We start from the raw sequence: 24391 nt of genomic DNA, 5'->3' as shown, positions 1-24391 counted from the left end.
CTCCGGCGACGCTGGACCACCACGTAGACGACCACTCCGACCAGAATGAGAATTCCCAGAATTTCCATGACCGTCGGATACCCGCCGTGCCCGAGGTGAAGCAGCACGGTCCGGAGCCGCAGCGAAACTCGTGGCGAGGACCGCGCGGTCGGTCGCGTCGCAGTGGTCGACCGCCGAATCGGCGTCGCGCACCCGGAACGGGGGCCACAATCGTCCGCATGGATCGCGCGATGGCGCGGCAGACGGGAGTGGCGACCGATGGAGTGGGGAAATGTACTCGTCGACAGCGCCTGGTGGACGCTGAAGGCGTATGTGATCACAGCGGTGGTGTTCGTCGTCGTGGTGGCGCTGCTCGCACGGGCAACCCACTGGGGGCGGCAGTGGTGGCGCATCGCGCAGCCCTACTTCGATCCCCGCCGTGGCCTCGGCCCGCTCGGACTCGTGGCCCTGGTTCTGCTGTTCACCGTCTTCGCGGTGCGGGTCAACGTGCTGTTCTCGTACTGGTACAACGACTTCTACACCGCGATCCAGAATCTCGACGAGGCGGCGTTCTGGCGGTTCATGCGGGTGTTCGCCGTGCTCGCCACCATCCACGTGGCGCGCAGCCTCGTCGCGTACCTGCTCGGCCAGACCCTCGACATCCACTGGCGCACCCACCTGAACAACCGGCTCGTCGACACCTGGCTCGACACCGGCGCGTTCTACCGGGACCGGTTCGTCGATCCGCCCGTGGACAACCCCGATCAGCGCATCCAGGTCGACGTCACCGATTTCGTCACCACCACCCGCATCCTGTCGATGGGAGCGGTCACCGCGGTGCTGTCCATCGTCAGCTTCACCGGCATCCTGTGGGACCTGTCGGGCCCGATCACCGTCTTCGGCACCGAGATCCCCCGTGCCATGGTGTTCCTGGTCTATCTCTACGTGCTGGTCACCACCGCGGTGGCGTTCTGGATCGGCCGGCCGCTGATCCGCCTGAACTTCCTCAACGAGAAGCTCGGCGCCACCTACCGCTACGCCCTGGTCCGCGTCCGCGAGTACGGCGAGAACATCGCCTTCTACCGTGGGGAGGGTGTCGAGCGGGGTGGCCTGCTGAGCCGATTCGCCGCGGTGATCCGCAACTGGTGGCGGATCGTGTTCCGGATCCTGAAGTTCGACGGCTTCAACCTGACCGTCAACCAGATCGCGGTGATCTTCCCGTTCCTCATCCAGGGGCCGCGACTGTTCGCCGGACAGATCACCCTCGGCGACGTGATGCAGACCGGCAACGCCTTCGGCCAGGTCCACGAATCGCTGTCCTTCTTCCGCGAGTCCTACGACGACTTCGCCGCGTTCCGGGCCACCACCATCCGGCTCAACGGATTGCTCGACGCCACCGAGCAGGCGGCGAAGCTGCCCGTCCTCGTCGCGACCGAGCAGGGCGACACACTCGACATGCACGGTCTCGACGTCCGGACCCCGTCCGGCCGTCCCCTCGTGACCGGCCTCGACATCGACATCCCGCCCGGCGAGGCCCTGCTCGTGCGCGGCGCTTCCGGCAGCGGCAAGACGACGTTGCTGCGCTCCCTCGCCGGGCTCTGGCCGTACGCACACGGCCGGATCGCGCGTCCGATCGGCGACGCGCTGTTCCTGTCCCAGGATCCCTACGTGCCGCTCGGGACGCTGCGCGAAGCCCTGTCCTACCCTCGTCCGCCGATGCCCGACGACGCGCAACTCGGCGAGGTGCTCGACCGCGTGCACCTCGGGCACCTGACCGAACGTCTCGACGACGACACCGACTGGGCGCGCGTGCTCTCGCCCGGGGAGCAGCAGCGCCTCGGCTTCGCACGAGTCCTGCTGGCCCGGCCGCGCACGGTGTTCCTCGACGAGGCCACCGGCGCCGTGGACGAAGGGCTCGAACACGCGCTCTATCGCACCCTCCGCGAGGCCCTGCCGGACAGCGTCATCGTCAGCGTCGGGCACCGCAGCACCCTCGACACGTTCCACGACCGGGTCCTCGAACTGCAGGGGGAGGGACGCTGGACGGTCACCGAGAGCGTCCGCTGAGACCCGGCCGCCCGGCGAATCTGCCCGACTCGGGTCCACACCGCGCGGCGACCGAACTACGCTGAAGGATCGGTGACCTCGATGCCGGCGACGGCCGACGGGAACGGCCGGCAGTGGCACCGGTGCCCGGTCCCGGGCCGGAATGCGCGTGCGCCAGCCGAGGAGGACACCATGCACCACGGAACTTCCCGCCGGCGGCGCCCGCATCGGTCGGTCACCACCCTGATGTCCCTTCCCGGATCCGCGCTGCGGGGCGGCGTCCGGGTCGCGGCCGCCGGTGCCGGCGTCGCCCTCGACGCCGCCGTCGTCGGCGCCGCCACGGCGGCAGGCGTCGGGACGGCGTTGCTCCGTGCCCCCGTCGCCGCGGTCGCCGCGCCGGCCCCCGCGGCGATCCTCCATCTCGTCGCCGACGTCGCCCGGGAAGCGGGCAGCGGACGCCCCGCCCGGCGCTGCGCGGCGAACGGTGCCCGAACCTGGATCGAAGTCCGGGGCCTCGACGGCCCGGACGGCGCGGCGCTCGGCGACCGGGTCCTCGCCGCGATCCGGGCCACCCCGGGCGTGGCCACGGCCGAACTGCACCGCCCCTGGTGCCGCCTCGTGGTGTCCACGGACCCGGACGGACCTACGGACCGCGCCCTACGGCGCATCGTCGAGCGCGTCGAAACCGACTGTGTTGCAACCGAACACTGTGTCCCAACCGACGACTCCGCCGCCACCGAACACCCCGCCGCCCCGCCCGGGCTGCCCGGCGACGACGTCCTGCTCGTCCGGCGGGGCGTGTCCGCGGCCACCGCCGTCACCGGGCTGGTACTGACCGCGACGGGACGCCGTCTGCGCCTGCCGCGCCTGCCCGGCGCCGCAGCCGCCCCGGTGCTCGTGTCGGACTATCACCCCCGCATCCGCGCCCTCGTCGAATCCGCACTGGGGACCGGCAGGGCGGACCTGCTGCTGGCCGCCGGGACCACCGTGCTGCACACCCTGACCCTCGCACCGGCGTCGGCCGCCGTCGAAGCCGTCACCCGGACCGTCCTCGTGGGCGAGACACTGGCGATGCGGCGCGCCTGGCGCGACTTCGAACCGGAACTCGCCGCCCACGCGGCCGTGGCCCACTGCCCACATCGTCCGGCCCGTCCCACCGAACCGGCGGCCGGAGTGGTCGAGCGCTACACCGACCGCGCCGGCTGGGCCGGACTCGCCGGCGCGGCAGCGGCCGGGATGCTGACCGGCAAACCCGCCACCGCCGGCACCGCGGCGCTCGTCGCCGTCCCCAAGGCCACCCGCACCGCGCGGGAATCCTTCGCCGCCACCCTCGCCCGCGGGCTCGCCGCCCGCGGAGTGCTGACTCTGCGCCCGGACGTGCTGCGCCGTCTCGACCGGGTCGACGCGCTCGTCGTCGACCCCCGCGCCCTGTACACCTCCGCCCTCACGGTGACGCGACTGAACGGCGTCCCCGACCGCGACCGCAGCGCGGTGTGGGACCGGGCTCGGGCGGCGGTCGACCGTGGCATCCTGACCGCCGGCCGGCACCCCGTCTCCGCCGTGCCGGACGCGCCCGGGCACCTTCCCGCCGACGCACAGGTACTGATCGGACCGGTCCACGACCGCTACGCCTCCGCCGTGCTCGCCGCCGCCCGACGCGCGGGGATCGCCGTGGTCTCCGCGGAGGACGAGGCGATGGGATCACTGCGGAACGGCTTCGACCGTCTCGAACCCGTCGCCGAGTCGATGGACACGACCCTGTTCGACGTCGTCGACAAGCTGCAACGCGGCGGCTGCACCGTCGCGGTCCTCACCGTCGAGGCAGCGCAGGCTCTCGGCCTGGCCGACGTGGGCCTCGGTGTCCTCCGCGACGGGCACCGCCCACCCTGGTCGGCGGACGTGATGATTCGCGATCTGACCGGCGCGTGGCGGATCCTGCACGCGCTCCCGGCCGCGCGGACCGCAAGCCGGCGCGGCGTGGAGATCGCCCGCGACGCGTCCGCCCTCGGGACGTTGCTCATGGTGCCCGGCGTGCCCGGCAGCGGTCCGGAGTCGGTCACCGCCGGCGCCGCGGCCGGGTTGTGGGCCGGAACGTCGGCGGCCCGCGCCGCGCTGGCCGCGCCGCTGCCGCAACCACGTTCGGCCCACGACTGGCATGCCCTTCCGGTGGACGAGGTCTGCGCGCTCCTCCCCGCACCGGGCGACCTGCTCACGCCCGCAGCGGACTCCGGGTGGCGAGCGCGGACCCGGATGCGCGTGGTGCGGGGCGTCCGGCGGGTCGGTGTCCGTCCGCTCGGATCCGCGGCCGACTTCACCCGGGCCGTGCGCACCGAACTGGCGGACCCGCTGACGCCGGTCCTCGCCACGGGCTCCGCGGCGAGCGCGGTGCTCGGATCGCCGCTCGATGCCGTACTCGTCGGATCCGTACTGCTGCTCAACGCCGCGCTTTCGGCCGCCCAGCGTCTGCGCGCCGAACGTCTTCTGAAAAGGCTTCTGGCGGTGCAAGACCCACCTGCCCGCCGCGTCGCCGGCCCGCGCGGGGACCGGCGGTACGTCGGGGTCCCCGCGGCCGGGCTGCGCCCCGGACACGTCGTCGAGGTCCGTCCGGGCGAGGTCGTGCCCGCGGACGGGCGCATCGTCCACGCCGACGGGGTCGAGGTCGACGAGTCGGCCCTGACCGGGGAGTCGCTTCCGGTCGCCAAGCAGAGTGAATCGACGCCGGGGGCGCCGCTGGCCGAACGCGCCTGCATGCTCTACGCGGGCACCACCGTGCTCACCGGCACCGCGGTGACGATCGTGACGGCGGTGGGAGGGGCCACCGAGGCCCGTCGCGCCACCGCGATGGCGCCCGCACAGGTCCGGGAAGTGGGGCTGCAGGCACGCCTGAGCACCCTCACCCGCCGCGCGCTGCCCGTCAGCCTCGGCGGCGGCGTACTCGTTGCCGCACTGGGGTTGCTGCGCGGCACCGGAATCCGCGCGGCAGTGACCAGCGGTGTGGCGGTCACCGTCGCGGCCGTGCCGGAAGGGCTGACCCTCGTAGCCACCCTCGCTCAGGTCGCATCCGCCCGCCGGCTCACCAAGCGCTCGACCCTCGTGCGCGCACCCCGCTCGATCGAGGCCCTCAGCCGTGTCGACGTCGTCTGCTTCGACAAGACGGGCACACTCAGCGAGAACCGTCTGCGAGTCGTCACGGTCGAAGCCGCCCCCGGCTTCACCCGGCAGGACGTGCTGGCCTACGCCGCCCGCACCGGCATCCCGGCGAACGGGGGAGCGCCCGAGCACGCCACCGACGTCGCGATCGTCGAGTCCGCGCATGCCGCCGCCGTCGCGGACCGGGCCGCCGAACGGACCGCCCACCTGCCGTTCCGGTCCGGCCGGGCCTACGCTGCCGCGATCGCCGGAAACCACCTGGCGGTCAAGGGCGCCCCGGAGACGATGCTCGGTGCCTACGGTGACGACAGCCCCGAACTCCGGGAGCGGGTGCACGCCCTGGCCGCCGAGGGCCTACGGGTGATCGCGGTGGGGCAGCGTGACCTGAACCACTCCGAAACCGATTGGGCGACGGACGATCCCGATGCCCTCGCGGAACTGTGCGGGAACGGGCTGCGGCACGTCGGGCTGATCGGATTGTCCGACACACCGCGGGCCGACGCGGCCGGATTGCTGCCCGCGCTGCTCGAGCAGGGCGTCGCCGTCCGGCTCGTCACCGGCGACCACCCGGTGACCGCCGTCGCGATCGCCGCCGAACTGGGCCTGCCCGTCGGCACGGATCAGGTACTCAGTGGTGCGGAATGGGACGGGCTCTCGCACACCGAACGAAAGCACGCCGTGGAGCAGTGCCTCGTCTTCGCGCGGATGTCCCCCGAGCACAAGGTGCAGATCGTGCAAACCCTCGAACACGCCGGACACGTGTGCGCCATGGTCGGCGACGGCGCCAACGACGCCGCCGCGATCCGCGCCGCGAGCGTCGGAATCGGCGTGGCTTCCCACGGCAGCGACCCCGCGCGCGGCGCGGCCGACGTCGTGCTGCTCGAGGGGCGCGTCGCGGGTCTGCTCGACGCGCTCGACGAGGGCTGCGTGCTGTGGCAGCGGGTCCAGGCCGCCGTGGCGGTCCTGCTCGGCGGCAACGCGGGTGAGGTCGCGTTCGCGCTACTCGGCAGCCTGGTCACCGGCCGCTCCCCGCTCAATGCCCGGCAGCTGCTGCTGGTGAACATGCTCACCGACGCGCTCCCGGCAGCGGCCCTGGCCGTCAGTACCCCCCGCATCGACGGCTCCGGTCCCGCGCCGCGGCCCGACGAGTCCGCGCTCCTGCACACCGTGGCCGTCCGCGGCGCCACTACCGCGGCCGCGGCCACCGCGGCCTGGGCCATGGCACGGATGACGGGCTCGAACGCGCGTGCATCGACGGTGGCGCTCGTCGCGCTCGTGGGCGCTCAGCTCGGGCAGACCCTGCTCGACTCGCGCAGCCCCCTCGTCGTCGGCACCGTCCTCGGCTCGCTCGCCGTGATGGCCGCACTGATCAGCACGCCGGGGGTGAGCGGACTGCTGGGCTGCGTGCCGATCGGCCCGGTGGGGTGGACCCAGGCACTCGGGTGCGCGGGAGCAGCCACCGTGCTCGCCGCCGTCGCCTCGACCGCCGCGCAACGGCTACCGGCGATCGGCGCGGTGGTGACGTCGGTGCTTGCGCCGCGAGAACCCGGAGACGCTTCCGAGACCCCGGCAGCCACGGACCCTCGGGTCGCGCCGGCAGGGGGAGAGAAGTAGTCGCGAGGCCGGCCGACGCGCTCGCCGTGCGTACCACGCGGGGCGCCGAGTTCACCGCCGGACCCCCGGGCCGTCCATCCGTCGACCTACATGTTCGCCCGCCGGCCTGGTACACCGTCGACACCCGACCCGGCCGGACCCCACGCCGAGGGGAGTCCGTGCATGGATCTCGAGGCGCGCTGATCGATGCTCGGTGGCCACACCGTGCCCTGGGCACCCCGTCCACACCGTGCCCTGGGCACCCCGTCCACACCGTGCCCTGGGCACCCGGCCCACACCGTGCCCTGGGCACCCGGCCCACACCGTGCCCTGGGCACCCCGTCCACACAGCGCCCTGGGCACCCGGCGACATGCCGATGAGGTCGACGCCGCTCGATCCGGCCCGTGGGCAATGGCCTCGAACACAAAGGGCCGGCACTGAGACGTGCCGCACATGATTTCCTATCAACCATTGAGAGTTCCGTAGCGACGCCGCATCCGAGCCGGTGATGCTTCTTGTCGCTCCGCGGGCACTGTTCCCCGGTGCCCGGCATCCCTCCAACGCAAGGAGATTCGCGTGGAACTCGATCTGCGCCACCGTATCGTCACCGGCCCCATGAGTCGGTTCCAGTGGACAGCGGTCGCACTGTGTGTAGCGCTGAACGTGCTCGACGGTTTCGACGTCCTCGTCATGGCCTTCACCTCCCAATCCGTCTCGCAGGAGTGGGGCATCTCAGGATCGGTCCTGGGTCTGCTGCTCAGTGCGGGCTTGTTCGGAATGGCGATCGGTTCGATCGCCCTCGCGCCGTGGGCGGATCGTGTGGGTCGCCGGACCATGATCCTCGTCTGCCTGACTCTGTCGTCCACCGGCATGCTGATCTCGGCGGTGAGCCAGAACGCCGGCCAACTCGGCGCGCTGCGCGTGCTCACCGGTATCGGCATCGGTGGAATCCTGGCCAGCAGCAATGTCATCTCCAGTGAGTTCGCGTCGAATCGCTTTCGCGGCCTGGCCGTGACCCTCAACTCCACCGGCTACGCGGTCGGGGCGACACTCGGGGGCGTGGTGGCCGTGGTCCTGCAGAGTTCGTCCGGTTGGCGTTCGGTATTCCTCTTCGGCGGTGTGTGCACCGCGGCCCTGATCCCGCTCGTCTGGTTCCGGCTGCCGGAGTCCCTCGACTTCCTGTTCGCCCGCCGCCCGGCGAACGCACTCGAGCGCATCAATTCGTTCGCAGTCCGCGCGGGCCACTCGCCGGTGAGCGCGCTGCCCCCGGCCCCTGCCACTGCCGATGCCCGGAAGCGCGGTGTCGGACCGACCGCCCTGCTCGTCCCGGGACAGCGTCGGAACACCCTGTTGATCTGGGGTGCCTTCTTCCTGACGATGTTCGGTTTCTACTTCGTGACGAGTTGGACGCCGAAGCTGCTGGTGGAGGCCGGGATGTCCGCGACGCAGGGGATCACCGGCGGTGTGCTGCTCAATCTGGGCGGCATCTTCGGCACCGCCCTCCTCGGCGTGCTGACAGTCCGGTTCCGCCTCGGACGCGTCCTGGTCGGATACCTGGTCGCGTCGGCGATCCTGCTCGCCGTATTCGTGCCTGCCATGGGGACCGTCGCGGTGGGCTTCGTCCTCGGTGCAGCGATCGGCGTCGTCGTGAACGGCTGCATCGGCGGGCTCTACGCGCTGACCCCGGCCGTGTACTCGCCTTCCCTGCGCGCTACCGGCATGGGCTGGGGCATCGGCGTCGGACGCATCGGCGCGATCATGTCACCGATCGTCGCGGGTGGGTTCCTCGACGCCGGATGGACCGCGACCCAGCTGTACCTGCTTGTCGCCGTCGCTTTCCTGGGTGCAGGGGTGGTGGTCTCCGTTGTTCGTGTCACGGCGCGAAGCGGCGTGACTACCGTCGAGGGTGAACTCACCATCGTGTGAGTCCGGGCGGCCGTGGAGAGGAGTGGGCGTGGCGCGAGTTCCCACGGGAGAGTCTGTCCTTGCCCGCGCGGCACGCGTCATCGAGGCGTTCGGCATCGACGATTCCACGCTGACGGTCTCCGAGATCGCCCGGCGCGCAGGCCTGCACGTCGCCACCGCCTCCCGGCTGATCGAGGAACTCGTCCGGTGCGGATGGCTCGAACGTGACGGCCGTCGAGTGCGGGTCGGGGTGCGCCTGTGGGAGGTGGCCTCACGGTCGTCACCCACGGTGAGCCTGCGGGAGGCGGCGCGTCCGTTCATGGAGGACCTGCACGCGGTGGTCGACCAGCACACCCAGCTGGCGGTCCGGGAGGGCACCGAGGTGCTGTTCCTGGAACGACTCACCGCGCGCGGGGCGGCCGTCAACTTCACGCGCGTCGCCGGTCGGCTACCACTGCACGCCTCCTCGTCCGGGCTCGTGCTGCTCGCGCACAGTCCGATCGAGGTGCAGGACGAGGTGATGAACGCGCCGATGCGCGCCTTCACCGAGCACACCATCCACACCCCCCGGGATCTGCGTGCTGCGCTGGCGCAGATCCGCAGACAGGGATACGCGCTCTGCGCGGGCCACCTCCACCCCGACACCACCGGCGTGGCGGTCCCCGTCCGCGGGGCGTACGAGGAGGTCGTCGCCGCACTGGGGTTGATCGTGCCGAACGACCCCTCCGCTTACGCGCAGATCCCGGCACTGCAGGCCGCCGCTCGAGGCATATCCCGAGTGATCTCCCACCCGACGCCGCCGAGCCGGTCACCCACCGCACACATTTTCTCTCAATGATCGAGAAACGTCTGGTGTGAACTTCACGGTCCGGACGATCCTCGATCCGACGACGAGACAGAGGAGTTTGTCGTGTCCGATCACATTGCCGCCACGGAGTCGGCTGTGCGAGTCATTGCGAAAGAGTCTGCAGCACAGGGTGTTACTGCCCTGACGCTCGCCCATCCCGACGGTAGGCGCCTGCCGGACTGGGCGCCGGGTGCGCACATCGACCTGATGCTGCCCAACGGACTCACCCGCCAGTACTCGCTGTGCGGCGACCGCTGGGACGCCCACACCTACCGCGTCGCCGTGCTACGCGAGCCGCACGGCCGCGGGGGGTCGGCGTACATCCACGATCACCTGGCCGTCGGCGATCTCGTCGGTATCGGCGGTCCCCGCAACAATTTCCGGATGGTGCCCTCGTCGCGGTACCTGTTCCTCGCCGGCGGCATCGGCATCACCCCACTGCTGCCGATGATCCGGCAAGCAGACTCGATCGCCGCCGACTGGCACCTCCTCTACGGCGGCCGTACCCGTGACACGATGGCATTCGGCGACGAACTCGCGCGGTACGGCGAGCGGGTCTCCCTCGTCCCCCAGGACCAGAAGGGTCGACTCGACCTCGACGTCGCCACCGAAGCCGCGGCGGCCGGCGCGAAGGTGTACGCGTGCGGTCCGGTACCGCTGCTCGATGCGCTCACGAGCCGCGCCACGTCCTGGCCGAAGGGCGCGTTGCGGCTCGAACGCTTCGTCCCTCGGGAGCAGCCGGCCCCGGTCCGCAACAGCCCCTTCGACATCGAACTGGCCAGGTCGGGCCGCACGATCTCCGTCACGCCGCAGCAGAGCGTGCTCGACGCGCTGCGGGCAGCCGGTGTGGGCGTGCTCTCGTCGTGTCGCGAAGGCACCTGCGGAACTTGTGAGACCACGGTCCTGGCCGGAGAGCCCGACCACCGCGACTCCGTACTCGACGACGGCGAACGAGCGGCCGTGGACTGCATGCTCGTCTGCGTTTCGCGATCGTGCTCCGACCGCCTGGTACTCGACCTCTGACCACCTCACCAAGGGATCTCGCCATGACAACTCTCGCACCGACCGGAACACCGATCAGCGACGCCGACCCGTTCGACCTCGATGTTCTCGACAACCCCCTACCGTTCCAGGAGGAACTCCGCGAGGCCGGGCCCGTCGTCCGCCTCGACCGTCTCGGCGTGTTCGGCATGGGTCGTTACGAGCAGGTGCACGCCGCCCTCACCGACTGGCAGTCGTTCCAGTCCGCCGCGGGTGTCGGACTGAGCAACTTCCGTTACGAGAAGCCCTGGCGGCCACCGAGCCTGCTGCTCGAGGCGGACCCGCCGCACCACGACGCCCCCCGTGCGCTCCTCACCCGCATCCTCGGTCCCCGCGCGCTGCGCACGCTCCGGAACGCCTGGATCGACGACGCCGAGGATCTGGTCGACGAGGTCCTGACCCGAGGAACCGAACTCGATGCCGTCACCGACCTGGCCGCGGCGTTCCCGCTGCGGGTGTTCCCGGACGCCGTCGGTATACCCGACGCCGGGCGGGAGAATCTGCTGCCGTACGGGGACCACACCTTCAATGCCTTCGGCCCCGCCAACAGCCTGGTCGACCGGGGTATCTCGCGGATCCGAGATCTGTCGGCCTGGGTCAACGCCCAGTGCGCGCGCGACGTCCTGACCGAGGGCGGCTTCGGAGCGCAGATCTGGGCCGCGGCGGATCGCGGTGACATCACCCACGACCAGGCACCCCTGATTGTTCGGTCGCTCCTCACCGCAGGGGTCGACACGACCGTCAACGGGCTGGCTGCCGTACTGTACGCGTTCGCTACCCACCCCGAGCAATGGCGAGCGGTGCGGGCGAACCCGTCGCTGGCGCGGACCGCGTTCGACGAGGCGGTGCGCTGGGAGTCGCCCGTGCAGACCTTCTTCCGCACCGCCACCCGCGACATCGAGATCGGCGGCACCGTCATCCCCGACGGCCACAAGGTTCTGCTGTTCCTCGGCGCGGCCAACCGTGACCCCCGACGCTGGGAGCGGCCCGACGCGTTCGACCTCGCGCGCGACCCGTCCGGTCACGTCGGGTTCGGGATGGGCATCCACCAGTGTGTCGGCCAGCACGTCGCGCGTCTCGAATCGGAGGCGCTACTCACGGCGCTGGCCACACGGGTCGAGTCGATCGAGGTCGACGGTCCGGTGCACCGGCACCTGAACAACACCCTCCGCTCGTGGCGGTCGGTGCCGATCCGCGTCCGACTCGCGTGAGCGACGAGGCACAGAGACACCGTGCCCCGCGAGTTCGATCGGCCGACCACCGACACCCGGCGGCTCACCGAGTGACCCTTCGGGTTCGGCCTGACACGCCGAGCCGGGCGGTTGTCACCGACGCCGGCGGCGTCAGTTGTCACCGACGCCGCCGGCGTCAGTCGTCGACGACGACGACCACCACACCGGCGCGCATCAGCACGGCGTACAGTTCGCACAGCGGGGGAGTGAGCAGCCGGACCACGGCGCCGACCACCGCATCCGGGCCCACTGCGACCATCGGGTTCGACATGCCTCGACCGTAGGGACGCCGGATGAACCGAAGTTGACGAACGAGGAAAGAACGGTCGACGAATCGTCCGCGCGGGGGACCTCGCCGGACGACGGCGCGGACACGGAGACGACGTCCGCGGCGACGACGTCCGCGGCGACGACTCGCCTCGTCACGGGGTGCACACGAGGGTGAATCCGGCGCCGATGCCGCCCCGGGCGTCGAGGTCCTCGACGATCCGGTCGGCCCGCTGGTAGACCGCGAAGCGCACATCGTCGGGGCGGTAGCCGACGGCGAGGCCGAGCCACTCGCCGGTGTCGGTGCGGACCAGTGGACCACCGGAGTCGCCCTGTTGCATCACGAGCCACGAATTGAGCGAGTTCGGGTTCACCAGCACGTCCCGGGTGCCGGCGACGTCCAGGGCGTCGACGAGGGGCAACGGCCCGCATGCGATCCCGGTCGTGTGCCCGGCCGCGCAGTGCCGGCCGATGTCCTGGTCGCCGTCCGGCAGCGAGCCGATCGACTCGAGCGCCACGACCTCGCCGTCGGCGTCCGGGGCCGACGTGTTCGACCCGCGCACCCTGGTCTCGTCGAGCAGGATCACCGCGTAGTCCGGCACCGCGTCGGTCGGCACCCCGAGGGGGTCCACCGAGCCGGGGCTGTAGACGGACGTCTCGGTGCCGATCGGTCCGTGGCCCTGCTCGCCGACCTTCCACACCTCGCCGGCGCCGTTCTGCCAGCAGTGTCCGGCGGTGACGGCGACGAGGCGGCCCTCCCGGTCGTGACCGACCGCGCCGACCGAGCACCAACCCGGCGCGGGATCGGCGCTGGTGAAGGTGATTCCGTCGCCGGGGCGCAGCACGATCCGCTCGTCCGGTACGTGCGCGGCCGCACCCGGCGCCGGGGCGAGCAGCACGGCCGCACACGCCGTCACGAGGAGCAGGGCGCGTCTCATGCCTTCTCCCATCTCCATTCGTGGACCGCGAGATCGGGGGGCGGTGGGGATTGCGGCCACGGACGCTTCACCGAAGTCGGCACGTTACCAGCGTTTCCGCGGGGAGGCGCCCCGGGTTTCGTGTTCGCGTCGCCGGCGCTGCGGGCGCACCGCGAGTCGGAGGCCGGCGGTGTCCCCATTCCGGCCGGAGGCCGGCAGTGTGGCGGTGCCCCCGGTGAGACTCGAACTCACACTGGACGGGTTTTGAATCCGTTTCCTCTGCCAATTGGGATACGGGGGCGTCGTGCGCAGACCACTGTAGAAGATCGGTGACGGCCGTCGGCCACCGGTACCCTTCTAACGTTCCACCCCCTCCACGGGGGCCGCCCGAGCGACAGGAGATGGCCGACGATGACAGCCGCCCCGCACGAGAATCCCGCTCAGCCGCGGCGCGTCGTAGTAGCCGAGGACGAGGCGCTGATCAGGCTCGATCTGGTGGAGATGCTCCGCGAGGAAGGCTACGAGGTGGTCGGCGAGGCCGGCGACGGGCAGCGGGCGGTCGAACTGGCGGAGCAGCTGAAGCCGGACCTGGTCATCATGGACGTGAAGATGCCCCGGCGCGACGGCATCGACGCCGCCTCGGAGATCGCCGCCCGGCGCATCGCACCTGTGGTCATTCTCACGGCGTTCAGTCAGCGTGAGCTCGTCGAACGCGCCCGCGACGCCGGCGCCATGGCGTATCTCGTCAAGCCGTTCTCGAAGACCGATCTCGTTCCGGCGATCGAGGTGGCAGCGAGCCGGTTCGCGGAGATCCGTGAACTCGAGCGCGAGGTGGCGGGGCTGACCGAGCGGTTCGAGACCCGCAAACTCGTCGACCGTGCCAAGGGTCTGCTCATGGACAAGCACGCGATGACCGAGCCCGAGGCGTTCCGCTGGATCCAGCGGGCGGCGATGGACCGGCGCACCACGATGAAGCACGTCGCGGAGGTGGTCATCGAGACGCTGGGCGGCGCCGCGGCGGGATGACGGAGCTTCCCGTTACGCCGGTGTCAATTCTTCGATAACGGTCGCGTCACAAGGATTTCGCCCGGGTTCGCGGAACGCGTGGGGCGGATAGGTTTCTGGCCACGTCCCGGTGACGTATCCGGAGACGGTGTGCATGCCGACCGAAGGAGAGTTGGATGGCCAGACGGACCTTCGTCCGCGCCGCTGCGGTGTTCGGAGCAGCGTCTCTCGCCCTTGCGGGGTGTAGCTCGGACAGCGACGATTCCGCCACGGGCGGTTCCGGTGACAGCGCAGCGTCGGCGACGACCGTGACCACCGACTGCGAACCCGCGCAGGCGACCGCCGGGGCCACCCCGGTGACGACACCGCTCAAGATCGGCACCCTGCTACCCGAGACCGGCAGCCTCGCCTTCCTCGGGCCGCCCGAGGTGGCGGCGGTGCGACTCGCGGTGGACGACGTGAACGCCGCCGGCGGTGTGCTGAACCAGCCGGTGGAACTGATCACCGGCGACTCGGGCGACACCACGACCGACACGGCGAATTCCACGGTGGACCGGGAGCTCGCGGCGGGAACCCAGGTGATCGTGGGCGCGGCCTCGTCGTCGGTGTCGTTGAAGGTGATCGACAAGATCACCGGCGCCGGGGTGGTGATGTTCTCGCCGGCGAACACCTCCGACCAGTTCGTGTGTTACCCCGACAAGGGGCTGTACTTCCGCACCGCCCCCACCGATGTGCTGCAGGCCCAGGCGCTGGCGCAGCTGATCTCGGACGACGGTGCCCAGCGGGTGTCGATCATCGCGCTCAACGACCCGTACGGCACCGGCCTGGCCACCAACACCCAGAACAACCTCGTCGAGGCCGGCGTGCCGGAGGATCAGATCCAGAAGATCATCTACGACCCCAACGCGCAGTCCTTCAACGCCGAGGTCGACCAGATCAAGAACTTCGGGCCCGACGCCGTGGCGCTCATCGGGTTCGAGGAGTCCGCGAAGATTCTCACCCGCATGCACGAGGTGGGCATCGGGCCGGCCGACGGGATGCTCGTCTACGGCGTGGACGGAAACATGGGCAATGCCCTCGGTGAGGCCGTCGCGCCGGGACTGCTGGACACGATGCGTGGCACCACGCCGCTCACGGACGTCGGACCGGACTTCCAGAATCGGCTCCGGGCCGTCGATCCCGCGCTGATCGACTTCAACTATTCCGGCGAGTCCTACGACGCCGTGGTGATCTCGGCGCTCGCGGCGGAACAGGCCGGTTCCACCGCCGGTGTGGACATCGCCGCGAACATCAACGACGTCACCCAGGGCGGCACGACGTGTACCAGCTACCAGCAGTGCGTCGATCTGCTGCGCGGGGGCCAGGACATCGACTACGACGGTGTCACCGGCCGACTCGAGTTCACCGACGCCGGCGAGCCGGGGATCGGATCGTACGGGCACCTGGTGTTCGGGCCGGACAACACGCTCACCACGGAGGACTACATCGTGGTCGGTGAGTGACGACGACTCGGTGGGCGGGCCGGGAACCGGATCGGTTCCCGGCCCGCCCAGCGTCAGTTGTGCTTCTGCTCCCTGCTGCCGGCGAGCGTCCCGAGGTACAACTCGACGACCTTCGGGTCGTGCATGAGGTTCGGTCCGGTGTCGGTGTAGGCGTTGCGGCCCTGGTCGAGCACGTAGCCGCGGTCGCAGATCTGCAGGCACCGGCGGGCGTTCTGTTCCACCATGATGATCGACACCCCCGCGGCGTTGATCTTCTTGCAGCGGATGAACACCTCGTCCTGGAACATCGGCGACAAGCCCGCCGACGGTTCGTCGAGCAGCAGCACGGACGGATCCATCATCAGCGCCCGGCCCATCGCCACCATCTGCCGCTCACCGCCGGACAGGGTCGCGGCCTTGACCTTGCGGCGCTCACCGAGGAGCGGGAACAACTCCGCGACGAACGCGAACCTTTGGTCGAATTGCTTGGGCCGCAGGTAGATTCCCATCTCGAGGTTCTCCTCGATGGTCAGTGACGGGAACACGTTGCGGGTCTGCGGCACATAGCCGAGCCCCTTGCGCACCAGGACGTGCGCGGGAGCGGCGGTGATGTCGTCGCCACGCAGCGTCACCGTGCCGCGTCGCACGGGGATCAGCCCGAACAGCGCCTTGAGCAGGGTCGACTTGCCGGCACCGTTGGGTCCGATGATGCCGACGATCTCGCCGTCGCGGAGGAAGAAGTTGCAGCCGCGCAGGATGTCGACGCCGGGGAAGTACCCGGCGACGATGTCGTCGGCGCGCACCAGTGCCCCCTCGGCGAGGCGGGCGTGTTCCTCGGCGGTGGCCGCGCGCTCGGCCGCGGTCGTCTGCGCCGGTTCGGGGGGCGGCATCTCGCTCACGGCTTCTCCTGCGTCGGAGGCTCGGTACCGGGCTCGGGCCGTCCGGTCCCGTCGGGCAGGTCGGCGAGGACGGTGGCGTCCGGCTCGGACAGGTCGCCACCGGTCTCGAGGGTCTGGGCCTCGGCCTCCTCCATCGCCACGGCGAGCGCGGCCGTGGCGCCGACGGGGTTGCCCTCGTCGTCGAACTCGAGCACCTGGTCGTGGTGGCTGCCCAGGTAGGCGTCGACGACGGCCGGATTCGAGGACAGCTGGTCCGGCGGAGCCTCGGCGATCACCGATCCCTGCGCCATCACCACCACCCAGTCGGAGATGTCACGGATGACGTCCATGTCGTGCTCGACGAACACGACGGTCGTGCCGTCGTCGCGCAGGGTTTTGATGTGCCCGAGGAGTGTCTGCGTCAGCGCGGGATTGACCCCGGCCATCGGCTCGTCGAGCATGACCACCGCCGGTTCGGTCATCAGGGCCCGGGCCATCTCGAGGAGCTTGCGCTGCCCACCGGACAGGGAACCGGCCAGGTCGTCGGCCTTCGCGTCGAGGGCGAACCGCGCCAGCATCTCGCGGGCACGTTCGGTGACGGCACGTTCCTGCCGGTGCCACGTCCACGGCAGCAACGCTGCGAGCATCCGTTCCCCCCGCTGGCCCGTCGCACCGAGCCGCACGTTGTCGAGCACGGTCATCTTCGACAGCGCCTTGGTGAGCTGGAACGTCCGCACGATCCCGCGGCGCGCGAGCTGGTGCGGGTGCAGACGTCCGAGCGACGTCCCGTCCATGCTCCAGGTCCCCGTGTCGGGTCGGTCGAAGCCGGTGAGCAGGTTGAACAGCGTGGTCTTGCCGGCGCCGTTCGGCCCGATCAGGCCGGTGATGCAGCCGCGCTGGATCTCGAGGTGCGCCACGTCGACGGCCCGGAGACCGCCGAAGGTTCGGGAGAGCGCGTCCACCACGAGGACCGGATCCGGTTTGGCCGCGCCGGGCTCGCGGGCCACGGTGTCGAACAGGGCGGAACGCTGTGCCGCGGGCAGGGGCGCGTCAGGCATCGAGCTGCACCTCCCGCTTGTTGCCGAGGATGCCTTGGGGCCGGAACACCATCATGACGGCGATGAGCACGCCGAGGAGGATGTAGCGCATCGCGCCGACCTGCTGCTCGGACAGGGCCAGCAGCGGGTCCGGACCCGAGATGGCCTGGCGCAGCAGGGCATCGGGAATGGTGAGCAGGAACCAGAACAGCATCGCGCCGAGGACGGGACCGAACACGGTGGCGGCGCCCCCGAGGATCAGGGCGCCGAAGGCGAAGAACGTCTGCGCGGTGGAGTAGAAGTCGGGGTTGATCGACTTGGTCTGCAGCGCGTTGAAGATGCCGCCGAGCCCGCCGATCATGCCGCCGAGCACCAGCGCCTGCATCTTGTACACGAAGACGTTCTTGCCGAGCGATCGGGCGGCGTCCTCGTCCTCGCGGACGGCCTTGAGCACTCGCCCCCACGGGCTGTGGCTGAGCAGGTACACCAGCCCGCACAGCGCCAGCACCAGGGTCCAGCCCACGACCATCGCCCACAGGTCGTCGCCGTAGAACCGCATCCCGAGCAGCGAGTACTGCCGCCCGGGGTCGAACGGGCTGAGCTCGGTGAACGGTCCGGCGAATCCGAACAGTCCGTTGGTCGAGCCGGTCACCGGATCCGATGCGGTGGAGCGGAACACCAGCCGCAGGATCTCGGAGGCGGCGATGGTGACGATGGCGAGGTAGTCGGCCCGCAGCCGCAGGGTGGGGATGCCCAGCACCAGAGCCAGCAGGGCCGAGGCGGCCAGGCCGACGAGGATGCCGAGCCACAGGGGCTGGTCGTAGGTCACGGTCATGATCCCGACGCCGTACCCGCCGAGCAGGGCGAATCCGATCTGGCCGAAGTTGAGCAGTCCGGCGTACCCGAAGTGCAGATTCAGCCCGATGGCGAGCAGCGCGTAGAAGATCGCCGACGGCCCGATCAACTGGGCGAAGGAAACCTGGAGAACGGCAACGAGATCCACGGCGCTCACCCCACCCTGGCCCGGCTGCCGAGAATGCCCTGCGGACGGACGACGAGGACGACGATCAACACGAGCAGGCCACCGATGTACTTCAGGTCGGGGTTGATGATCAGCGTCGACAACTGCACGAGCAGGCCGACGATCACGCAGCCCAGCAGCGCCCCGTACGCGGTGCCCAGCCCGCCGAGGGTGATCCCGGCGAACATCAGCAGCAGCAGCTTGAAGCCCATCTCCCACTGGACGCGGCCGCCGAGCTCGGACAAACCGAACAACACCCCACCGAGGGCCGCGAGTCCGCCGCCGAGTCCCCACACGAACCGGACGACGCGTTCGACGTCGATGCCCGAGGCCGCCGCCAGATCCCGGTTGTCGGCCACCGCGCGCATGGCCTTGCCGATGCGGGTGCGCTGGACGAGCAGGGCGACCCCGACGAGCACGGCGAGGCTGACGACGATGCACGCCAGGTTCACCGGGGTGATCGCGATCGGGCCCCATTCCAGCTGGCGCTGGCCCTGGTAGTCGGCGAACGGCTCGGCCCGGTCGGAGAACAGCGCGAGGATCAGGTAGCGCAGCGAGATCGCGAGGCCGATCGACACGACGAGCTGGGCGATCAGGCCGGTGCGCCGCCGCCGCAGGGGCGCCCAGATCAGCCCGTTGTTGAGCAGGCCGATGGCGATGCCCACCGCGATGGCGAGCAGCGTCGCGGGGATCAACTGGATGCCCAGGCTCACGTTGAAGATCCACGCGGCCACCGCGCCGAGGGTCACGAGTTCCCCGTGCGCGAAGTTCGTCAGGCCGGTGGTTCCGAAGATCAGACTCAACCCGACCCCGGCGATCGCGATCACCAGGCCGAACCGGAGTCCGTCGACGACGGTGCGGATCACCGTCTCCCACCCGGAGGTGCCGAACCCGGAACGCGACTCGCCGAACGAGAAGATGACCGTGTTCGCCCGCCCGGCGACGACGTCGCGCTGGACGGTGGCCTGCACGCTGACCTCGTCGGGGAGGGACTGCTCGTCCACCTCGAACGTGTAGGTGCCGGGGGGCACGGTCAGCTCCCACCGGCCGTCGGCGGCCGAGGTCGCTTCGGCGACCTCGGCGCCCGTGGTGTCGCGGGCCCGGACCGTGACCCCGCCGAGGCGCTGCCCGGCGTTGTTGAGGCTGCCGCTGACCCGCACCCCCTCGCTCGGCTGCGGAGCGGTGGTGACCGGTGCCGGCGGGGGCGTGGGCTCCTGCGCGACCGCGGTCCCGATCCCGGCTCCGAGACCGGCGAGCGCGAGCAGCAGCAGCAGGAGTGTCGGGGCGAGCCGAGGGACCGGCCATCGCTCCCGGAGCGGCACGAATGGGGCCACGCAGGTCCTCCGGATCACGTCGGGGTCGTCGTGCGCGCCGCCGGGGCACCGGCGTCGTGGAACCGGACTTTAGCGGCTGCAACAGCGTTCCACGGCGCTCTGCGATTTCCGCCGCGTATCTGTTCTGTTTCGCCGCGCCGCGCCGCGCACACGGTCGCGGTGGGTCCGGGTTGTCCGAGCCGGTCCCTAGACTGAGGAACCGTGACTCGCGCATCGACCTCCTCCGCACCCGCCGCCTCCGGCGGCGACCGACCGACCCTGTTGCTGCTCGACGGGCATTCCCTGGCGTTCCGCGCGTACTACGCCCTGCCGGCGGAGAACTTCAAGACCCACAGCGGCCAGACCACCAACGCGGTGTACGGGTTCACCTCCATGCTCATCAACCTGCTGCGCGACGAGCAACCCACCCACGTCGCCGCCGCGTTCGACGTCAACCGCGACACGTTCCGGGCGACGGCGTACCCCGAGTACAAGGCCAACCGCAGCTCCGCGCCGGACGAGTTCCGCGGTCAGATCGACATCACCAAGGACGTGCTCGGGGCCCTGGGTATCCCGGTGATGGCCGAGGCCGGTTTCGAGGCCGACGACATCATCGCCACCCTGGCCACGCAGGCCGCGGCCCAGGGATATCGGGTGCTCGTCGTCACCGGCGACCGGGACTCCCTGCAGCTGGTCACCGACGACGTCACCGTCCTGTACCCCCGGCGCGGAGTGTCGGACCTGACGCGGTTCACGCCGGCGGCGGTGGAGGAGAAGTACGGGCTGACCCCGCAGCAGTACCCGGACTTCGCGGCGCTGCGCGGGGATCCGAGCGACAACCTGCCGTCGATCCCGGGCGTGGGGGAGAAGACCGCCGCCAAGTGGATCCGCGAGTTCGGGAGCCTCACCGACCTCGTCGACCGCGTCGACGAGGTCCGCGGGAAGACCGGCGACGCTCTGCGGGCGCACCTGTCGAGCGTGCTGCTCAACCGTCAGCTCACCGAGATGGTGCGGGACATGACCCTGCCCTACACCCCCGACCAGCTGGCGCTGGCTCCCTGGGACCGCGACCGCATCCACCGGTTGTTCGACGACCTCGAGTTCAAGGTGCTGCGCGACCGGCTGTTCGCGACGCTCAGCTCGGTCGAACCCGAGGCCGAGGAGGGCTTCGAGGTGCGCGGCGGCGTGCTCGAGCCGGGCGCGCTCACCGGGTGGCTGGCCGAGCATGCCGGGCCGGGTGCGCGGCACGGGATCACCGTGCTCGGGTCCTGTGTTCCGTACGGCGGTGACGCCACAGCCGTGGCGATCGCCGCGGCCGACGGGGAGGGGGCGTACGTGGACACCACGACCCTCACGCCCGAGGACGAGACGGCGCTGACCGGCTGGCTGGCCGACGCGACGGTGCCCAAGGCGCTGCACGAGGCGAAGGGCGCCCTGCACGCACTGCGCGGCCGCGGCTGGACGTTGGCCGGGGTCACCAGCGACACCGCCCTCGCGGCCTACCTGGTGCGTCCCGGTCAGCGCAGCTTCAATCTCGACGACCTGTCCCTGCGCTACCTCAAGCGGGAACTGCGGGTCGAGGAGTCGGGAGAGCAGCAGCTCTCGCTGCTCGACGACGCCGATGCCGCGGACGCGAAGGCCGCCGAGTCGGCGATTCTGCAGGCCCGGGCGGTGGTGGACCTCGCCGCGGCCCTGGCCACCGAACTCGAAGAGATCGAGTCCACCGCCCTGCTGACCGACATGGAACTGCCCCTGCTGGGGGTCCTCGCCGACCTCGAGACGACCGGCATCGCAGTCGAGGCCGAACGGCTGGAGGACCTGCAGTCCGGCTTCGTCGCGGACGTCGCCGCCGCCGCGTCGGCCGCCTACGACGTGATCGGCAAACAGATCAACCTCGGCTCACCGAAGCAGCTGCAGGTGGTGCTGTTCGACGAGCTGGACATGCCGAAGACGAAGAAGACCAAGACCGGCTACACCACTGACGCCGAGGCACTGCAGAACCTGTTCGAGCAGACCGGGCACCCGTTCCTCGAGCATCTGCTCGCCCACCGGGAAGCGATGAAGATGAAGACCACGGTCGACGGTCTGATCAAGTCCATCGCCGACGACGGCCGCATCCACACCACCTTCAACCAGACCGTGGCGGCCACCGGCCGGCTCTCCTCGACCGAGCCGAATCTGCAGAACATCCCGGTGCGCACGGAGGCGGGCCGGCACATCCGCGACGCGTTCGTCGTCGGCCCCGGCTACGACCTGCTGCTCACCGCGGACTACAGCCAGATCGAGATGCGGATCATGGCCCACCTCTCCGGGGACGAGGGGCTGATCGAGGCCTTCAACACCGGCGAGGACCTGCACAGTTTCGTCGGCTCCCGGGCCTTCGGGGTGCCGATCGAGGAGGTCACCCCCGAACTGCGGCGGCGGGTCAAGGCGATGTCGTACGGCTTGGCGTACGGGCTCAGCGCGTACGGGTTGGCGCAGCAGCTGAAGATCTCCACCGACGAGGCCCGCGAACAGATGGAGGCGTACTTCAACCGCTTCGGCGGCGTGCGCGACTACCTGCACGCCGTCGTCGAACAGGCCCGCAAGGACGGCTACACCTCCACCCTCTACGGCCGCCGCCGCTACCTGCCGGACCTGAACAGCGACAACCGGCAGCGCCGCGAGGTCGCCGAACGCGCCGCGCTCAACGCCCCGATCCAGGGCACCGCCGCCGACATCATCAAGGTCGCGATGATCGACGTGCAGACGGCGCTGCGCGAGGCCGGACTGCGTTCGCGCATGCTCCTGCAGGTGCACGACGAGCTGGTGCTCGAGGTGACCGCCGACGAGCGCGAACGGGTGCAGCAGCTGGTGCGGGACAAGATGGCCTCGGTCATCGAACTGTCCGTCCCGCTGGACGTCTCGGTCGGGTCCGGACGCAGCTGGGACGCCGCCGCGCACTGACCGCCCGGCGCGGGCAGGCGCACTCCCGGTCGCGCCGGGAGTGCGCCGGAGCCGGTGCTAGCCCTGCTTCTGGTTCTGTTCGGCGATCTGCCGGCGTACCTCGTCCATGTCGAGGGCCTTGACCTGGGTCACGAGATCCTCGAGCGCGGCCGGCGGCAGGGCCCCGGCCTGGTTGAACACGAGGATGCCTTCCCGGAACGCCATGATCGTGGGGATGGACCGGATGTTCGCCGCCGCCGCGATGCCCTGTTCGGCTTCGGTGTCGACCTTGGCGTGCACGACGTCCGGGTGCTTCTCCGAGGACGACTCGAACGTGGGGGCGAAGGAGCGGCACGGCCCGCACCACGACGCCCAGAAGTCGACGAGGACCACGTCGTTACCGGTGATGATGTCGTCGAAGTTCTGCTGGGTGAGAGTCTGGGTGGCCACAGGGATCCTTTCGGTCGGGTACTGATCGCGTCAACGTCCCGTCGCGACCGTTTCTTCCCGCGGGTACCCGCTCCGGCCGGGGATACCCACCTCGCCGACACCGCGGCGGGCCCCGACCTCGGGGCGGATCATCGCCCGAGGCCGGACCCGGCGCGGAACGTGCGACGGTAGGTGTGCGGCGTGGTGCGGCGCAGACGCAGGAAGTGCTGCCGCAGGACCGCGGCGGTCCCGAACCCGACGCGGTCGGCGACCGCGTCGACGGGCAGGTCCGTGCTCTCGAGCAACCGCTGGGCGGCGAAGACCCGCTGATCGCGCAACCAGCGGGCGGGCGTCGTCCCGGTCTCGGCCAGGAACCGCCGCGCGAAGGTCCGCGGGGACATGTGTGCCTTCGCGGCGAGCGCCGCCACGGGCAGATCCTCGTCGAGGTGCTCGGTCATCCAGTCGAGCAGCGGCGCGAGGGTTTCGGCGGGTGCCGTCGGCAGCGGCATGGCGACGTACTGGGCCTGCCCGCCGTCGCGGTGCGGCGGGACCACCATCCGGCGCGCGATGCCGTTGGCCACGTCGGAACCCTGCTCCCTGCGCACGATGTGCAGGCACAGGTCGATGCCGGCGGCGGTGCCGGCGCTGGTGAACACCGGGTCGTCGTCGACGTAGAGCACGTCCGGATCGACCTTCGCGGACGGGAAGCGTGCGGCCAGCTGCGCCGCGTGGCGCCAGTGGGTGGTGCAGCGGCGATCGTCGAGCAGCCCGGCCGCACCCAGGACGAAGGCACCCGTGCACAGGCTCGCGACCCGCGCGCCGCGATCGACCGCGGCGCGCAGCTTCGCGAACAGTGGCTCCAGATCGGCGATCTCGCCGCCGGCGCCGCACACGAACGACTCGTCGCGGTCGGCGATCCCGGTGCCGCCGGCGGGAATCACGATCAGATCCGCGTCGTCGAGGCGATCGAGGTCGTAGGGGACGTCGATCGTGTACCCGAATCGGGTGGTGACCGGGTGGGGACTGCCCGCGACGAGGCTGAAGTCGTACACGGGCAACCCGTCGTCGGAGCGGTCGAACCCGAACACCTCACAGGCGACACCGAGTTCGAAGACCTCGGTGCGGGGGAGTAGCGGCACGACCACCGTCGTCAGCATGTCACCCAGTCTGCCATCGGATTGGCCGGAAAACGACGCTACATGTCGTTCCTGCCGCTGTCGGCAGGTGCGCCCGCGGACGAGGCTGAGACCATGACCGTCCTCCTGCTCGTCCTCGTCGTGTTCGTGGTGCTCGACGCCCTGGCGCTGACCGGCCGGACGCCCGA

Annotated in this window: 17 protein-coding genes and 1 tRNA gene; 9 read left to right on the top strand and 9 right to left on the bottom strand. The window is 70.6% G+C overall.

The window, feature by feature from the left end:
• The first annotated feature begins 258 nt into the window (after positions 1 to 258).
• The 6 genes from QNA09_RS12410 (at position 259) to QNA09_RS12385 (ending at position 11773) form a co-directional block, all read left to right on the top strand.
• A complete protein-coding gene (locus tag QNA09_RS12410) occupies positions 259 to 2046 on the top strand; it encodes an ABC transporter ATP-binding protein/permease (protein ID WP_010595302.1) in 1788 nt (595 codons plus the stop codon).
• A gap of 171 nt (positions 2047 to 2217) precedes the next feature.
• Positions 2218 to 6789, top strand: a complete 4572-nt coding sequence (locus QNA09_RS12405) for a cation-translocating P-type ATPase (RefSeq protein ID WP_308072457.1) — start codon at positions 2218 to 2220, stop codon at positions 6787 to 6789.
• A 556-nt stretch (positions 6790 to 7345) separates the two neighbouring features.
• Positions 7346 to 8695, top strand: coding sequence for an MFS transporter (locus tag QNA09_RS12400; protein WP_308072456.1), 1350 nt, complete (start codon positions 7346 to 7348; stop codon positions 8693 to 8695).
• A 28-nt stretch (positions 8696 to 8723) separates the two neighbouring features.
• Positions 8724 to 9512 (top strand): IclR family transcriptional regulator, encoded by a 789-nt coding sequence (locus tag QNA09_RS12395; protein WP_308072455.1) that lies wholly within the window; start codon positions 8724 to 8726, stop codon positions 9510 to 9512.
• 216 nt (positions 9513 to 9728) lie between these two features.
• Positions 9729 to 10544: a PDR/VanB family oxidoreductase gene (locus tag QNA09_RS12390; protein ID WP_017681337.1), complete on the top strand. Its 816-nt coding sequence runs from the start codon at positions 9729 to 9731 to the stop codon at positions 10542 to 10544.
• A 23-nt stretch (positions 10545 to 10567) separates the two neighbouring features.
• Complete coding sequence (locus tag QNA09_RS12385) at positions 10568 to 11773, top strand: cytochrome P450 (RefSeq protein ID WP_124258967.1); 1206 nt, start codon at positions 10568 to 10570, stop codon at positions 11771 to 11773.
• Positions 11774 to 11930: 157 nt separating this feature from the next.
• Here QNA09_RS12385 and QNA09_RS12380 read toward each other — a convergent pair whose 3' ends face one another.
• The 3 genes from QNA09_RS12380 to QNA09_RS12370 all read right to left on the bottom strand — a co-directional run bounded on the left by QNA09_RS12380 (position 11931) and on the right by QNA09_RS12370 (position 13279).
• Entirely contained in the window at positions 11931 to 12065 is a 135-nt protein-coding gene (locus QNA09_RS12380) for a hypothetical protein (RefSeq protein WP_308072454.1), read from the bottom strand.
• 151 nt (positions 12066 to 12216) lie between these two features.
• Entirely contained in the window at positions 12217 to 12999 is a 783-nt protein-coding gene (locus QNA09_RS12375; RefSeq protein WP_010595308.1) for a hypothetical protein, read from the bottom strand.
• 206 nt (positions 13000 to 13205) lie between these two features.
• Positions 13206 to 13279: transfer RNA gene (locus QNA09_RS12370), tRNA-Leu, on the bottom strand.
• 110 nt (positions 13280 to 13389) lie between these two features.
• Here QNA09_RS12370 and QNA09_RS12365 point away from each other — a divergent pair.
• Both QNA09_RS12365 and QNA09_RS12360 read left to right on the top strand, forming a co-directional pair.
• Entirely contained in the window at positions 13390 to 14004 is a 615-nt protein-coding gene (locus QNA09_RS12365; RefSeq protein ID WP_003937895.1) for an ANTAR domain-containing response regulator, read from the top strand.
• A gap of 155 nt (positions 14005 to 14159) precedes the next feature.
• A complete protein-coding gene (locus tag QNA09_RS12360) occupies positions 14160 to 15485 on the top strand; it encodes an ABC transporter substrate-binding protein (protein ID WP_010595309.1) in 1326 nt (441 codons plus the stop codon).
• 53 nt (positions 15486 to 15538) lie between these two features.
• On the opposite strand, the gene QNA09_RS12355 is transcribed toward QNA09_RS12360, so the two are convergent.
• From QNA09_RS12355 to QNA09_RS12340, 4 genes are read right to left on the bottom strand one after another with little or no spacing between them, the layout of a single operon-like run.
• Complete coding sequence (locus tag QNA09_RS12355; RefSeq protein ID WP_026137906.1) at positions 15539 to 16354, bottom strand: ABC transporter ATP-binding protein; 816 nt, start codon at positions 16352 to 16354, stop codon at positions 15539 to 15541.
• Positions 16355 to 16359: 5 nt separating this feature from the next.
• Positions 16360 to 17400, bottom strand: a complete 1041-nt coding sequence (locus QNA09_RS12350) for an ABC transporter ATP-binding protein (RefSeq protein ID WP_010595311.1) — start codon at positions 17398 to 17400, stop codon at positions 16360 to 16362.
• On the bottom strand, positions 17393 to 18382 hold the full coding sequence (locus QNA09_RS12345) for a branched-chain amino acid ABC transporter permease (RefSeq protein ID WP_119700312.1): 990 nt from the start codon (positions 18380 to 18382) through the stop codon (positions 17393 to 17395). Before QNA09_RS12345 ends, QNA09_RS12350 begins: the two co-directional genes overlap by 8 nt.
• A 5-nt stretch (positions 18383 to 18387) precedes the next feature.
• Positions 18388 to 19734 carry a branched-chain amino acid ABC transporter permease gene (locus tag QNA09_RS12340; RefSeq protein WP_040275111.1) on the bottom strand — a complete coding sequence of 449 codons (1347 nt, stop codon included), beginning with the start codon at positions 19732 to 19734 and terminating at the stop codon, positions 18388 to 18390.
• Positions 19735 to 19935: 201 nt separating this feature from the next.
• On the opposite strand from QNA09_RS12340, the gene polA reads away from it, so the two are divergent.
• Positions 19936 to 22659 carry a DNA polymerase I gene (gene polA, locus QNA09_RS12335; RefSeq protein ID WP_017681330.1) on the top strand — a complete coding sequence of 908 codons (2724 nt, stop codon included), beginning with the start codon at positions 19936 to 19938 and terminating at the stop codon, positions 22657 to 22659.
• Between the two features lie 57 nt (positions 22660 to 22716).
• On the opposite strand, the gene trxA is transcribed toward polA, so the two are convergent.
• Together trxA and QNA09_RS12325 are read right to left on the bottom strand one after the other, a co-directional pair.
• Positions 22717 to 23088 (bottom strand): thioredoxin, encoded by a 372-nt coding sequence (gene trxA, locus QNA09_RS12330; RefSeq protein ID WP_003937902.1) that lies wholly within the window; start codon positions 23086 to 23088, stop codon positions 22717 to 22719.
• Between the two features lie 128 nt (positions 23089 to 23216).
• Complete coding sequence (locus QNA09_RS12325) at positions 23217 to 24224, bottom strand: GlxA family transcriptional regulator (RefSeq protein ID WP_017681329.1); 1008 nt, start codon at positions 24222 to 24224, stop codon at positions 23217 to 23219.
• Positions 24225 to 24391 lie beyond the last annotated feature (167 nt).

Source organism: Rhodococcus sp. AH-ZY2 (assembly GCF_030916465.1).
Lineage (GTDB): Bacteria > Actinomycetota > Actinomycetes > Mycobacteriales > Mycobacteriaceae > Rhodococcus > Rhodococcus ruber.
This window is presented reverse-complemented; position numbering and strand designations above follow the sequence as displayed.